The organism is Gordonia sp. NPDC003422 (assembly GCF_053588675.1).
On the sequence record NZ_JBSFQL010000015.1, the window covers coordinates 1 to 13,288 of the forward strand.

At 67.1% G+C, this 13,288-nt stretch carries 12 protein-coding genes; 3 read left to right on the plus strand and 9 right to left on the minus strand.

Annotation, left to right across the window (positions count from 1 at the left end; all coding sequences use genetic code 11):
* Nucleotides 1-462: 462 nt before the first annotated feature.
* Both dapC and fdxA read right to left on the minus strand, forming a co-directional pair.
* Nucleotides 463-1,551 (minus strand): succinyldiaminopimelate transaminase, encoded by a 1,089-nt coding sequence (gene dapC, locus ACWDTF_RS13920; RefSeq protein WP_240859140.1) that lies wholly within the window; start codon nt 1,549-1,551, stop codon nt 463-465.
* A 38-nt stretch (nt 1,552-1,589) separates the two neighbouring features.
* Complete coding sequence (fdxA, locus tag ACWDTF_RS13925) at nt 1,590-1,919, minus strand: ferredoxin (protein ID WP_240859131.1); 330 nt, start codon at nt 1,917-1,919, stop codon at nt 1,590-1,592.
* Between the two features lie 436 nt (nt 1,920-2,355).
* Between fdxA and ACWDTF_RS13930 the strand changes: the two genes are divergently transcribed.
* The gene (locus tag ACWDTF_RS13930) at nt 2,356-2,988 is read left to right on the plus strand and encodes a cysteine dioxygenase (protein ID WP_240859129.1); all 633 of its coding nucleotides are present in this window, start codon (nt 2,356-2,358) and stop codon (nt 2,986-2,988) included.
* A gap of 125 nt (nt 2,989-3,113) precedes the next feature.
* A complete protein-coding gene (locus ACWDTF_RS13935) occupies nt 3,114-3,467 on the plus strand; it encodes a rhodanese-like domain-containing protein (RefSeq protein WP_355278893.1) in 354 nt (117 codons plus the stop codon).
* Between the two features lie 196 nt (nt 3,468-3,663).
* Here ACWDTF_RS13935 and cofG read toward each other — a convergent pair whose 3' ends face one another.
* The 7 genes from cofG to typA all read right to left on the minus strand — a co-directional run bounded on the left by cofG (nt 3,664) and on the right by typA (nt 12,766).
* Nucleotides 3,664-4,902, minus strand: coding sequence for a 7,8-didemethyl-8-hydroxy-5-deazariboflavin synthase CofG (gene cofG, locus ACWDTF_RS13940; RefSeq protein WP_240859126.1), 1,239 nt, complete (start codon nt 4,900-4,902; stop codon nt 3,664-3,666).
* Nucleotides 4,902-6,380: a flavin-containing monooxygenase gene (locus ACWDTF_RS13945; protein ID WP_240859229.1), complete on the minus strand. Its 1,479-nt coding sequence runs from the start codon at nt 6,378-6,380 to the stop codon at nt 4,902-4,904. Before ACWDTF_RS13945 ends, cofG begins: the two co-directional genes overlap by 1 nt.
* A gap of 92 nt (nt 6,381-6,472) precedes the next feature.
* Nucleotides 6,473-7,600 (minus strand): FO synthase, encoded by a 1,128-nt coding sequence (locus tag ACWDTF_RS13950; RefSeq protein ID WP_355278880.1) that lies wholly within the window; start codon nt 7,598-7,600, stop codon nt 6,473-6,475.
* 57 nt (nt 7,601-7,657) lie between these two features.
* Nucleotides 7,658-8,023: a facilitated glucose transporter gene (locus tag ACWDTF_RS13955; RefSeq protein WP_355278877.1), complete on the minus strand. Its 366-nt coding sequence runs from the start codon at nt 8,021-8,023 to the stop codon at nt 7,658-7,660.
* Nucleotides 8,023-8,907: an N-acetyl-1-D-myo-inositol-2-amino-2-deoxy-alpha-D-glucopyranoside deacetylase gene (gene mshB / locus ACWDTF_RS13960; protein ID WP_355278875.1), complete on the minus strand. Its 885-nt coding sequence runs from the start codon at nt 8,905-8,907 to the stop codon at nt 8,023-8,025. Before mshB ends, ACWDTF_RS13955 begins: the two co-directional genes overlap by 1 nt.
* A gap of 36 nt (nt 8,908-8,943) precedes the next feature.
* Complete coding sequence (locus ACWDTF_RS13965) at nt 8,944-10,794, minus strand: ABC transporter family substrate-binding protein (protein ID WP_355278872.1); 1,851 nt, start codon at nt 10,792-10,794, stop codon at nt 8,944-8,946.
* Nucleotides 10,795-10,855: 61 nt separating this feature from the next.
* Nucleotides 10,856-12,766, minus strand: coding sequence for a translational GTPase TypA (gene typA, locus ACWDTF_RS13970; protein WP_240859117.1), 1,911 nt, complete (start codon nt 12,764-12,766; stop codon nt 10,856-10,858).
* A 150-nt stretch (nt 12,767-12,916) separates the two neighbouring features.
* Here typA and ACWDTF_RS13975 point away from each other — a divergent pair, with 150 nt between their 5' ends.
* Complete coding sequence (locus ACWDTF_RS13975; RefSeq protein ID WP_355278869.1) at nt 12,917-13,093, plus strand: hypothetical protein; 177 nt, start codon at nt 12,917-12,919, stop codon at nt 13,091-13,093.
* Nucleotides 13,094-13,288 lie beyond the last annotated feature (195 nt).

The window sequence follows — 13,288 nt, forward strand, 5'->3', positions numbered from 1 at the left end:
TGGGCCAGCCCCGCCGAAAAACTCGACGAGCTACTAAACTCACCACCGTCAGGATCCGAATCAGGTCCTGTTGCATCCACCGCCTGAATCCGCCCGGGGAAGAAGTACTTCCCCTAGATTTTGCGGGCACGACGCGGGCTCATTTCCGCAGGTCAGCGGCATTGTTTACCGAACTCTTCGCGTCAGGCCTGCTGGTCGAGCCAACTCCGAGGCGCCAGGCGAGGCGTCGTGTCGAGACCATCGGCGAGACAACAAGGTTTTCTCACTAGCGGCGTCGAGGCCGGTCGCCGGGCTTCTCGCTCGGGGCGCGCGGTGGGACGCGTCTCTGGGGTCTTGAGGATATGTGCTTCGACAGGTCTCAGTTCCTGACCGTCGATATGGACGAAACAGGTGCTCCTCGCACGTCAGCCCCGGGAGCGGCACCCGACGAAAAGGGCGCCGTCCAATTGGGCCGCGAAACCCTCAGGCCGACAAGCGCTCCCGCGCGGCGTCGATGCGTTCGTCGGTCGCGGTCAGCGCCATCCGGACATGCCGTTCGCCCGCCGGACCGTAGAAGTCACCCGGCGCGGCCAGGATGCCACGATCGGCCAGCCAGTCCACCGTCTCCCGGCACGGCTCGTCGCGTGTGGCCCACAGGTACAGCCCCGCTTCGGAGTGATCGACCCGGAAACCGGCCTCCCGCACCGCATTGCGCAAGACGTCGCGTCGGGCCCGATAGCGTTCGCGCTGGGCGTCGACGTGCTCGTCGTCGTCGAGCGCCGCGGTCATCGCGACCTGAACGGGGTACGGCACCATCAGCCCGGCATGTTTGCGGACCGCCAACAGTTCGGCGATCAGGGCACGGTCACCGGCGAGGAAGCCGGCGCGGTACGACGCGAGATTCGAGATCTTCGACAACGAGTGCACTGCGAGCAAGCCCGTGTGGTCACCGTCGCAGATGCGCGGGTCGAGGATCGAGAGCGCGTCGTCGTCCCAGCACAGCCCGAGATAACACTCGTCGGACACCAGCACGGTGCCGCGTTCGCGTGCCCAATCGACCACCTTTCGCAGGTGATCCACGCCGAGGACCTTGCCGGTCGGATTCGACGGCGAATTGATGAACATGAGCGCGGGCGTCGTCGGGCCCAGTTGCACCGTCGAATCTGCACGGACCGGTGTCGCACCCGCCAGCAGCGCACTGACCTCATAGGTCGGGTAGGCAACCTCGGGGATGACGACGACGTCTCCTGCGCCGACACCCAGCAACGACGTGAGTCCGGCGATCGCTTCTTTGGTGCCGATCACCGGGAGCACACTCGACTCGTCGAGTTCGGTGACAGCGTGGCGCCGCGCCAACGACGACGCAGCAGCCTGCCGCAGGGCGACAGTACCCACGGTCGTCGGATACCCGGGGAACGCAGAGCCCGCAGCGAGCGCGTCGCGGATCACCTCGGGCACCGGATCGACCGGCGTGCCGACCGACAGGTCGACGATGCCGTCGGGATGCGCAGTCGCCTTCGCCTTTGCACTCGCCAGCGTGTCCCACGGGAAGTCCGGCAGAGACGCACTCACACGGCGACGCCCGGTTGCGGGTGGGACCACAGCTTCGCTCAGTCTTCTTCGTTCATCGGCGGAAGACCCTTGATGAACGGCGCGTCGGCGTCGGTGTGGCCGACCTTGCTGGCGCCGCCGGGAGAACCGAGGTCGTCGAAGAAGTCGGCGTTGGCACTGACGTACGGTTCCCATTCGTCGGGAACATCATCCTCATAGAAGATCGCCTCGACCGGACACACCGGCTCGCAGGCACCGCAGTCGACGCATTCATCGGGCTGGATGTAGAGCATCCGTGCGCCCTCGTAGATGCAGTCGACCGGGCACTCCTCCACACAAGCCTTGTCCATGACATCGACGCAAGGCTCGGCGATGATGTACGTCACCACACTCTCCTTCGCTGAAAAAACTTCACCCCAGACCGGCTTTGTGCACCAGCCGCAAAGCCGATCCAAGACGGCGCAAGGGCTGGTTGCACCGCATCACGAACAGCCATGGTCAGCACCGCTGAGCGATCAGGGCGATACACATGGCTATCCGCCATCCCACAGTATCCGCCCTGAGGCCCGTCCCCGAGAAATCGGCCCCGCCCCACCAGCACAAACGCCTACGGGCCGTAACGTGGATCACATTTTTCGCGAGATCGTCCGCGCTCAGCGGCCTTCTGCTCAGCGTGCCGCCAACCCTGGACCAGTGCTCGCCGACCCGTCATCGTCGTCTCATGACCGCTTACGGGAGTCGGGGCATGCAGGCGTCGATGGATGTGCGCTGTTGTCGGTGAACGTCGCCGACCACACCCATCCATCGCACATCCAAGGAGCGCCGATGACCTCCACCCTCGCCCGCACACCCCGTGTCCGCCGAACCGTGTCAACCGGTGTCACGTCCGACGGTTCCGTCCCATCCCTCCAGTCCGGCCGCCGGAGAACACATCTACCCACGCGGCTCCGACCGGCCGATCTCCTGCGCATCACCGACCAGGGCGTTGCCGACGTCCTCGACGGCGCGCACGACGACCTCCTGCCCAGCACGTGGGATCCGGTGCATCGCTGGGCCACCCGCATCCACGCCGACGACGACGTCGACGTCTGGCTCATCAGCTGGACGCCGGGCGAAGCGACAGAACTGCACGACCACGCCGGCTCCCTCGGTGCGCTCACCGTGTTGTCGGGTTCGTTGCGCGAGTACCACTGGACCGGCGATGATCTGGCGGTGCGCATTCTCGACGCCGGCGATCAAGCTGCCTTTCCACTGGGCTGGGTGCACGATGTGATGCAGAACCCGCCTCGGTCCCCTGACGCGTCCGGCCCGGTCGAAGCCCCGGCGATCGAGGTGTCCGGGCCGACCCTGAGCGTGCACGCCTACTCTCCCCCGCTGACGGCGATGTCCTATTACGACGTCACCGAGGACGGCGCCCTTCGTCGCACCCGGACCGAGCTGACGGACAAACCGGAATGACGCGGCGCCTGTCCGTGGCGACCGGGGCGAGCGAAGCGACGGGGAAATCATCCGGGGCGAGCGAAGCGACGGGGAAATCAACCGGGGCGAGCGAAGCGACGGGGAAATCAACCACCCCGCCGACCATCGACGAGATCCTCGCTGCGGCTCGCGCGCGTCTTGAGCGGCTCGACGCACGCGAGGTCGCCGCCGAACTGGCCGACGGTGCGATCCTCGTCGACATCCGGCCGGCTGCTCAGCGGGCCGCCGAGGGTGAGGCGCCCGGAGCGATCGTCATCGAACGCAACGTCCTCGAGTGGCGATGCGATCCGGCCAGCGACGCACGCATCCATGCCGCGGTCGACCACGACGTCCGCTGGATCGTCATCTGCTCGGAGGGCTACACCTCGAGTCTGGCTGCGGCCGCACTGCAAGATCTCGGCCTACATCGCGCCACGGACGTGATCGGCGGATACCAGGCGCTCGCCCGACTCGCCTGAGACGAGTACTCCACTCTCGTTGACCGTGCGTCGAAAATCGTTGAGTGGGCGTCGAAAATCGTTGAGTGGGCGTCGAAAATCGTTGAGTGGGCGTCGAAAATCGTTCACTGTGCACCGCGAAACGGAACGTAGTGCACGATCAACGCTTTGGGACGCACGGTCAACGGTTTGGGAGGCACAGTCAACGGCGGTCCGGTCAGGCTACTGCGGGCCACGGATGACCGGTGGGGCGGGTGTCGGCCGCCAGCCCGGTCGTCGGATCTGTCAGCGCCGCAACATGTTCGGTGAGCGATGGATCGATCCACCGGTCGGCGTCGAGGACGTAGGGCGGCTGAGCGGTGATGCGCTCGGTGAGCGTGAACTCCGACTCGGCGGTGATGCGGGCGAGCACATCGAGGTTGGGCCACGGACGTTCGGGGTTGACGTGGTCGGGAGTGAGCGGAGAGACCCCACCCCAATCGTCGACGCCCGACGCGATGAGTGCGGCACATTCGGCCGACGACACCAGATTCGGTGGTGCCTGCACTCTCATCTGTGATCCGAGAACGATCCGCGCCACCGCGACGGTGGCCAGGAACTCGGTCATCTCCGCATCCGGTGTGCCGCGCATGGCGGTGTCGGGCTTGGCGCGGAAGTTCTGCACGATGACCTCTTGGATGTGTCCGTGCGCACGATGGACGTCGGCGATCGCGAGCAGGGATTCGGCTCGTTCCGTGAGGGTTTCGCCGATCCCGACGAGGATGCCGGTGGTGAACGGCACCCCGACCGCGCCGGCGTCCTCGAGTACCTGCAGACGCACCAGCGGGTCCTTGTCGGGGCTGCCGTAATGCGGCTGCCCCTTCTCGGTGAACAGGCGGCGAGACGTGGTCTCGAGCATCATCCCCATCGACGGCGCCACCGGCCGTAACCGGCGCATCTCCGCGGCGCTCATCACACCCGGATTCAGATGCGGGAGCAGGCCGGTCTCTTCGAGTACGGCGACCGCCGCCGCCCGCACGTACTCGAGGGTCGACGAGTAGCCGCGCGCCGACAACCACTCCCCGGCTTGCTTCCACCGATCCTCCGGGCGATCCCCGAGCGTGAAAAGTGCTTCCTTGCAACCGAGTTGCGCTCCTCGCCGTGCAAGGTCGACCACCTGATCGAGTTCGAGGTACATCCCCTCGCCGGCGCGTGCCAACTTGCCCGGCACCGTGACGAAGGTGCAGTAATGGCAACGGTCGCGGCACAGTCGCGTCAGAGGAACGAACACCTTGCGCGAGTATGTGATCTGACCGGCGCGCCCAACCGCGGCCAGCCCGGCGTCACGGATCTGGCCTGCGATGGCTTGCAATGCGACGAGATCCTCTCCCGCACAAGACAACAGGGCGACCGCACGGTCGAGGCCGATCGGTTCGCCCGCCCGCGCCGCGTCCAGCGCCTGGACGACACTCGTCATCACACACTCCCCTCGTGCATACCCGCCGATCGGGGCGGCCCCGGCAGGAACGGCCCTGCGTCGAACGTACCGTTGCGTTCCCGGAACGACTCGGCGGTCCCCGGCCACAGCAGCGTGAGCCGACCACTACGTGGGTCGACATACCAACTGTCACAACCGGTCAGCCACACGGTGGCCGCACTGCGTTCGTCGATCTCGCGGGTGTAGGCCTCCTCCGCGTCGGCGGTCACCTCCAGCCATCCGGTGCCGGTGGCGGCAAGATGGTCGAGTGCCCCGAGCACGTAGTCGAGTTGTGTCTCGATCATGTAGATGGCCGAGTTGTGACCGAGTGCGGCGTTGGGGCCGTCGATGACGAACAGATTGGGAAATCCGCTGACCACCGTAGACGCGTACGAGACCATGCCATCGGCCCAGTGGTCGCTCAACAGTCGTCCGCCGCGACCGGTGATGCGACGCGCTGCGGGCGGTCGGGCGGCTTCGAAACCTGTTGCCATGACCAGGACGTCGAGATCGTAGCGACGACCACTGCGGGCCGTCGCCTTGCTCTCGGTGACCGACACCAGCGCACTCGGCTCGAACGTCACGTTCGGCTGCTGCAGCGTCGGATAGAAATCGTCGCTCAGCAGTATTCGCTTGCAACCGATTTCGTAGTCGGGTGTCAGCGCCCTGCGGAGTTCGCCGTCGGCCACCTGTCGGTGCAGGTGGTTGCGTGCACGCTCCCGGATCTCATCGATGTCGGGGTGCAATCCGAGCCGCTGTCGAAACGCCTGGTCGGCATCACGAAGCATCTTGTCGCGCACCGCATTCGCGACCACCGGGTCGAGCATTTCGTGACGTTCGGCGCTCGTGTACGAGCGGTCATCACGCGGCACCACGTAGGGCGCGGTGCGGCTGAACACGACGAGTTCCTCTGCCGCGCGAGCGAGGTGAGGGATCACCTGGACCGCCGACGCCCCGGTCCCGACCACGCCGATGCGTGCTCCGTCGAGGTCGAGTCCTTGGTGCCACGCGGCGGTGTGCACCACCTCGCCGGGGAACGCCTCGAGCCCATCGATGTCCGGCAGCCTCGGCTCCGACAGGCGCCCGACCGCCATCACCAGTGTCCGTGCGCGGATCGGCCGAGCGGCGCTCCCGGTCAGGCGATCGGGTCCCGACCGTACCGCGTCGACGGTCGTGGTGATCTCCCAGCGCCGTTGCACCGCATCCCATCTCGCGTGTTCGAGCTCCCGGCCGAAATGGATGTGGCCGCCGATGCCCTCCTCGGCGACCGTGCGCTCGAGATAGCCGCGGATCTCGGCTCCACTGGGGTACACCGACGCCCAATCCCCGGGCGGCCGGAAGGAGAACGAGTACAGGTGCGCCGGGATGTCGCAGGCGATGCCGGGATAGGTGTTGTCACGCCATGTTCCGCCGACCGCGTCGGCCCGCTCGAGCACGACGAAGGATTCGGTGCCGCGCCTGGCGAGTAGCGTCGCCATGCCCAGACCGGCGAATCCCGCTCCGATGATCGCCACGTCCACATCGACGCCCGCGCGGTCACGGCCGATGCCCGCCACCGGATGCGCGCCGTTCACCGAGAAACCCCGCCCAGCACAGTCTGCCGATCGGCTGCCGGTTCGCCGTAGCCGGTGGTTCGCTGACGCAGCGTGCGTCCGGCGCGCTCGGCGATCGCGGTCAACCCCTCAGCGGTGAGAACGCGACCGGCCTCGGGTCCCGCGTCGGGCATCAACTGACCGTCGAGCAGCAGCCCGCCGATGTCGTCGGCTCCGCCCCGCAGGAGACGGTCCACGACCGGTGCGTCGAGCTTGGTCCAGGCAACCTGAAGATGATCGATGTGTCCGAGAGTCATCAGTCGCGCCACTGCGTGGACGGCGCGCGTCTCGCGTTCACCGGGCGCCGCGACAGCGATCGAAGCGAGGTGGGGTCCGGCATTCACCGGCAGCATGGGCATCAGGATCAGTTCGTGGAACCCGTGGGTTCGTTCGGCGATGCCATTGAGCGTGCGCAGATGGGCAACCTGCTGTCGCGGCGTTTCCACATGTCCGTACAGCATGGTCGCGGTCGAGAACATTCCCGCTCGGTGGGCCGCCTCGATCGTTTCGACCCATTCGGCGACGGTGAGCACCGGAGCATTGCCGGCCAACGCGCGGCGGACGTCGTCGTCGAGGATCTGCGCTGCGGTGCCCGGCACCGAACCCAGGCCGGCGTCGCGTAGCCGCGCCAGGTACTCGTCGAGGCCGATTCCCATGCGCGCCGCGCCGTCGCGTACCTCCGCCGGACGGAACGCATGCAGGTGGAGGTCCGGCGCGGTGGCCGTGATGGTGTCGACGAGCCGCAGGTATCCATCGGCAGGCGCAGCCGCGGGTAGCGGACCCTGCATGCAGATCTCGGTCGCACCCAGATCATGTGCCTCGGTCACGAGATCTTCGAGCGTGACCCCGGACCGGCCGAGGGCCGCGACCGTTGCGGTGTCGAAATTGCGGTTCACCACGAACGTCAGCGCATCTGCGCCCACTGCACTTACACGCGCGGCATCGGCGAGATCACACAATTCGTCGAGTTCGTCGCCGGCCGCCCCGAGGAGCTCGGCCCAGTCCGCGTCACTCGCAGCCGACGGGTCGTTCCGCACCCGACGCAGGGCATTCCGGACATCGCCGATCGGAGCGCGGATGTCCTCGGCCCACGCGCGCAGCACCATACCCACACTGTAACGCCGCGCCTCGAAGCCCCTGCCGACGGCTGAGACACGCCCTGGTCAATGTCCCGGCAGTCGTCCCGACCACACGAGAGCAGCGGGTAGGCCGGCGCCGAACAACAGGAGCAACATCGTCGGAATGGCCAATCCGGTGTCGGAGGCCAGCAGCACGTCCCCGCCCGGGCCCGGGAAGGCACCCACGAACACGCCGACCGCCCACCCGATCAGTGGGGCGAACCGCCACAGCGTCGTCGTGTATCCGGCGGCGAGCCAGAGCAGTACACAGTTCACCAGACCGGCGATCACTGCGGCGACGGGCACCGCGACCCCGCCGAAACGCACATACGCGAACGCCAGTGACAGCAGGCCGACCACCACACCGTCGACGGCGAGCAGAGCCACCATCACCCGGTCGATCGCACGCATCAGTCGATCCCGGCGAACAGGTCGGTCTCACGCGCATCAAGCGGCGCATGCGCATCGACGCGAATGAAATGCTCTTCATCGAAGATCGGCTGCACGATGTTGTTCGACAACGCGTATTCCGTACCCGACGGCGCGACCGTCACTTGCGTCGCATGCGCGGCCAGTGCCGCCACCTTGCGGTCGAGAACGGCGCTGACATCGACGGCAGCGGTGATGAATTCGTCTGCATAGCTGGGCAATTCACCGGGTTCGGGCATCCGCCAACCATCCGGGACACGCGTCGCCGCGGCCGCCAGTCCCGCCCGCAGCGCGCTGTACTCGGTCACCGACTCGTACACCTTCGGCGACCACGATCCCGACCCCGCAGCACCAGATACCGCTGCCAACGCTGCCGCCGTGACTTCGTGCACCAGTTTGTGGTCGGGATGCCCGTACGTGCCCGCCGAGTCGTAGGTGACGACGACCTGCGGCGCAAAGGATTCGAGAACGTCCACGAGTGCTGCCACCGGCTCGTCGAACGGCGCTTGCACCAACGCACGCGGATGCCGAGCCGACGGCGAACCCGCCATCCCGGAATCCCGCCAGCGGCCGGCGCCACCGAGGAACGACGGGGTCAGGGCCGCGCGACCCGCCGGACTCAGCGCCGCAAGCGCAGCGCTCAACTCGCCGATGCGAAAGCCGCCCAACTGGTCGGCTCCACCGTCGGCCACCAGTTGCGCCCACCGATCACCGATGGCCTCGCCCTCTTCCCCGAGCGTGAAGGTGAGGACCCGGACGTCGACACCCTCGGCGAGGTATCGCGCAATGGTGCCGCCGGTCATGATGGTCTCGTCGTCGGGATGCGCATGGACGAGCAGCAGGCGCCGACCACCGGGTGCGCTCATGACGCAACCTCGCTCACCGGCGGCCGCGCATGCCGGTCACGCCAGGTCCCAGACGCCGGCGGTCCCGAAGATGGAGACCTGGATCGGACCGGTCACGGGCACGTTGACCACGCTCTCGGTGACCCCCACCATCATGCTGTCCTGGTAGAGCGGTAGGTAGATCGCGGCGTCGGCCAGCAACGGCTCGGCGGTGTTGAGCGTCGGGATCGGATCCACCTCCGACAGCGCCTCCCGGGCCAGACCGATCAGCCGGGCGTCGCAGAGCCCGGAGATGTTGCTGGTGTAGCTGTTGTCGGCATCGGTGTCGCTGGGCGCGACGCTGGTCGGTGTCGGCGGTGTACTCAGCGACGGTTCGGTCCCGGGCTTGGGCTGATCGCAATCCACCTGTGAGGCCAACGACGCCGCCGGGGGTACGCCGAGACCACTCCAGCCGACCACGAGATCGACCCGCTGCCGGGTCAGGGCGGCACCGTAGAGCTCGCTGTTGGGCATGGTGAGCACCTGCGACCGGATACCCGCGCCCCGCAACTGGTCGACGATGCTGGCGGCAGCCGACGTCGACCGCGGATCACCGCTGACCGCACCGATGCGAACCACCAGGTCCCGACCGTCCTTCTGGTACGGCGCGACGCCGACCGGCAGCGGACGGACATCCCCGTCGTCGGCGGCCTGGCCGGGCGTCGGCGCTCCACGCCGATATCCGGCCTCGGCCAGCAGCGCGGTGACCTGAGCCGGCGTCGGCCGGGCACGGTTCACCGGCGTGTACCCGCGATCGGACGGGGCGAACACCGTGTTGGCGTAGCGCTGGACCGTCCAGTCGCCGGCGCCGGCGAACGTGGTCAGGGTGGGGTCGACGAGACCCAGGATCGCCCGACGCACCTGGGGTGAATTCATGGTCGTGGTACGCGCATTGACGCTGATACCCAGCGAGCGGGCGGTCAGGCTCCGATCAAGGGTGAGTCCCGGGACCGCTTCCAACTGAGCCTGCGTCGAGACGCCGGCACCCAGCGCGACGATCGACGAGTCGCCCGAACGCACCGAGTCGAGCATCTGCGACGTGTTGCCGGCTCGGCGAAGCACGATCTGGTCCAGACGCGACGGTTCCATCCAGTAGCGATCGTTGCGGGCCAGGCGCACCTCGTCGCGGGTCGTGTCGATGCCGACGATCGCGAACGGTCCCGCCGACACCGGCTTGCCGGTGTCCATGCCCGTCTGGAAACCGGCCGGTGCCCCCTTGAGAACGTGACTCGGGAGCAGGTTGGTGAACAGCTCACGCCAGGCCGGATACGGTTGCGCGAAGGTGACATTGACGACCTTGCCGCCCTCACGGGTCTGCACCGAGTCGATCAGCCGGTAACCTGCGGGCGCAACGACGTTGGGTTGACGCGACATCTGCTGCCACAGGTAGCTGAAGTCGTCGCCGGTGACGGGCAGACCGTCGGACCACTGTGCGTCGGTGTGGATGTGATAGGTGACCGTGAAGGGCTTCTGCGAGGTGACCTCGGCCGACGTGACGAAGGCCTTTTGCAGCTGCCACTGCACACCCGCGGGGGTCTGAACCGGCGCGAACACGCTCGGCAATGTCATGGCGGCGATCGCAGTGGTCACCGGGCTCTGGTCGGACGCGATGTGCGGGTTGAAGCCGGCACCCACGGAATCGGTCGCGATGTAGACGGTCTTCGCGTTCGGGTACTCCGTCGGCGTCGGCAACGGGCCGGTGTCCCGCACCGGTGGCGGCGGATCGGCCTGGCATCCCGACACCAGCACCGTGATCGCCACCATCGGCAGCACCAGCAACAGCCAGATTCGACCGCGTCCACGTGTCGTCGCCCCACGCGTTGTCGCCCTACGTGTTGTCGCCGCAGCACTCACGTCGCTTACCCCCATACAGCCAGCCCTGCACATGCCGGGCCCGTTGCGGACCCGGCAACACACACCCGCCCGGCGATCAGCTCACCGCCGCGTCGCGCGTCTTGGCGCGCGAACGTTCGCGGGCACGGGTCGTCGCATCGAGGTGAACCTTACGCACCCGGACCACCTCCGGAGTCACCTCGACACATTCGTCGGCGGCACAGAACTCCATCGCGCCCTCGAGATCGAGCTGCATCGGCTTGGCCAGGGTTTCCATCACGTCGGCCGACGACTGACGCATGTTGGTCAGCTTCTTCTCGCGCGTCACGTTGATGTCGAGGTCCTCCTGGCGCGGGTTGATACCCACCACATGACCCTCGTAGGTCGCGTCGCCGGGGTCGACGAAGAAGGTGCCGCGGTCGGCGAGCTGGATCATTGCGAACGGCGTGACCGAACCCTGACGATCACTGACGAGCGAGCCGGTGTGACGGGCGCGGATCTCGCCTGCCCAACCGTCGTAACCGTCGAAGACCGCGTTCGCGATCCCGGTGCCACGGGTCTCGGTGAGGAAGTCGGTGCGGAAGCCGATCAGGCCACGCGAGGGCACGATGAACTCCATTCGCACCCAGCCGGTGCCATGGTTGTTCATCTGCTCCATGCGGCCCTTGCGGGCAGCGAGCAACTGGGTGACCGCACCCAGGTATTCCTCGGGCACGTCGATCGTGAGGTGCTCGAACGGCTCCTGCACCTTGCCGTCGACCTTGCGGGTCACCACCTGCGGCTTGCCGACGGTCAGTTCGAACCCTTCGCGACGCATCTGTTCGACCAGGATGGCCAGCGCCAGCTCACCGCGGCCCTGCACCTCCCACGCGTCGGGGCGCCCGATGTCGAGGACGCGCAGCGACACGTTGCCGATCAGTTCGGTGTCCAGGCGCGACTTGACCATGCGTGCGGTCAGTTTGTGCCCCGACACCTTGCCGGCCAGCGGGGACGAGTTGGTGCCGATCGTCACCGAGATGGCGGGCTCATCGACGTGGATGCGCGGCAACGCAACCGGGTTGTCGAGGTCGGCGAGCGTGTCGCCGATCATGATCTCCGGCATACCCGCGACGGCGACGATGTCACCGGCGACGGCGGACTCGGCGGGCGCACGATCGACGCCGACGGTGGCGAGGAGTTCGGTGATCTTGGCGCGCTCGACGACGGGTTCGCCATCAACCTCGCGGCACCAGGAGATCTGCTGTCCCTTGCGGATTGTGCCGTTGTGGATACGCACGAGCGCGAGGCGACCGAGGAAGGCCGACGCGTCGAGGTTGGTGACGTGCGCCTGCAGCGGCGCTGCCGGGTCGCCCTTGGGCGGCGGGACATGCTCGAGCAGGACGTCGAAGAAGGGATCGAGGTTGTCGCCCGTGGGCACCTCGCCGTCGGCGGGCTGCTCGGTGCTGGCCACACCGGCTCGACCGGAGGCATAGAGCACCGGCAGTTCCAGAGCCAGCTCGGCGGCCTGCGCGGCCTCGTCGTCGAGGTCCGACGCGAGGTCGAGCAGCAGATCCTGGCTCTCGTCGACGACCTCTTGAATGCGCGCATCGGGGCGGTCGGTCTTGTTGACCACCAAGATGACCGGCAGCGACGCCGCGAGCGCCTTGCGCATCACGAATCGCGTCTGCGGCAGCGGACCCTCCGACGCGTCGACGAGCAGCACCACACCGTCGACCATCGACAGGCCGCGCTCCACCTCGCCGCCGAAGTCGGCGTGCCCGGGGGTGTCGATCACGTTGATGACGACCTCGGTGCCGTCGGGCTGACGACGGTGCACGGCGGTGTTCTTGGCGAGGATGGTGATGCCCTTCTCGCGTTCGAGGTCACCGGAGTCCATCACGCGGTCGACGAGTTCGGCGCGCTCGCCGAAGACACCGGACTGCCGGAGCATCGCGTCGACGAGGGTGGTCTTCCCGTGGTCGACGTGCGCGACGATCGCGACGTTGCGGAAGTTGGGGGCAGCAGTCACTGGTTCTCTTTCATGGTGGAAATCGGCAGCCGGGATCCACGACATCGGGCCAACGCCGAGATCGCCTGTGCATTCTCAACCACTCAGGGTATCTGCTGGGTCGGTGAGAGCGCGATCACAGGCACGTGAACACCGTGCTAACCTCCGCACATGGGCAAGATCGATCCGGCGAAACTGGGCTCGATGCGCCCCAAGAAGAAGTGTTGCCGCTCGTCAAAGCGTTGCATGCGCTGCCCCGTCGTGATCCACCGAATGAGCAAACTCGACACGTCCGACATGTCCAAGAAGCAGCTCGGCAAAGCTCTCAAGAAGGCGCGGGCGCGCTGATCCGACGTGGTGCGTACTCGCTGACATACGGACGCCCCGCGAGCACCGAAATATGATGCATCAACCGATCGGTCGCCGAACGCGGTTGACCGACAAGCGCATCTACACTCAGCGGCCGCCCGACCACCAGCGACACGCGGGCCAGACTCGTAGATACGCACTGCGACTCTTTGGGCCGCCCTCCACAGCATCGCC

Bases quoted from the DNA above. Each gene is read 5' to 3' on its own strand.
- cofG (WP_240859126.1), bottom strand. From the start codon at position 4,902: ATGACGAGTGTCGTCCAGGCGCTGGACGCGGCGCGGGCGGGCGAACCG.
- ACWDTF_RS13975 (WP_355278869.1), top strand. From the start codon at position 12,917: ATGGGCAAGATCGATCCGGCGAAACTGGGCTCGATGCGCCCCAAGAAG.
- ACWDTF_RS13930 (WP_240859129.1), top strand. From the start codon at position 2,356: ATGACCTCCACCCTCGCCCGCACACCCCGTGTCCGCCGAACCGTGTCA.
- ACWDTF_RS13955 (WP_355278877.1), bottom strand. From the start codon at position 8,023: ATGCGTGCGATCGACCGGGTGATGGTGGCTCTGCTCGCCGTCGACGGT.
- mshB (WP_355278875.1), bottom strand. From the start codon at position 8,907: ATGAGCGCACCCGGTGGTCGGCGCCTGCTGCTCGTCCATGCGCATCCC.
- ACWDTF_RS13950 (WP_355278880.1), bottom strand. From the start codon at position 7,600: ATGGTGCTGCGCGCGTGGGCCGAGGACATCCGCGCTCCGATCGGCGAT.
- ACWDTF_RS13965 (WP_355278872.1), bottom strand. From the start codon at position 10,794: ATGGGGGTAAGCGACGTGAGTGCTGCGGCGACAACACGTAGGGCGACA.
- ACWDTF_RS13945 (WP_240859229.1), bottom strand. From the start codon at position 6,380: ATGGCGACGCTACTCGCCAGGCGCGGCACCGAATCCTTCGTCGTGCTC.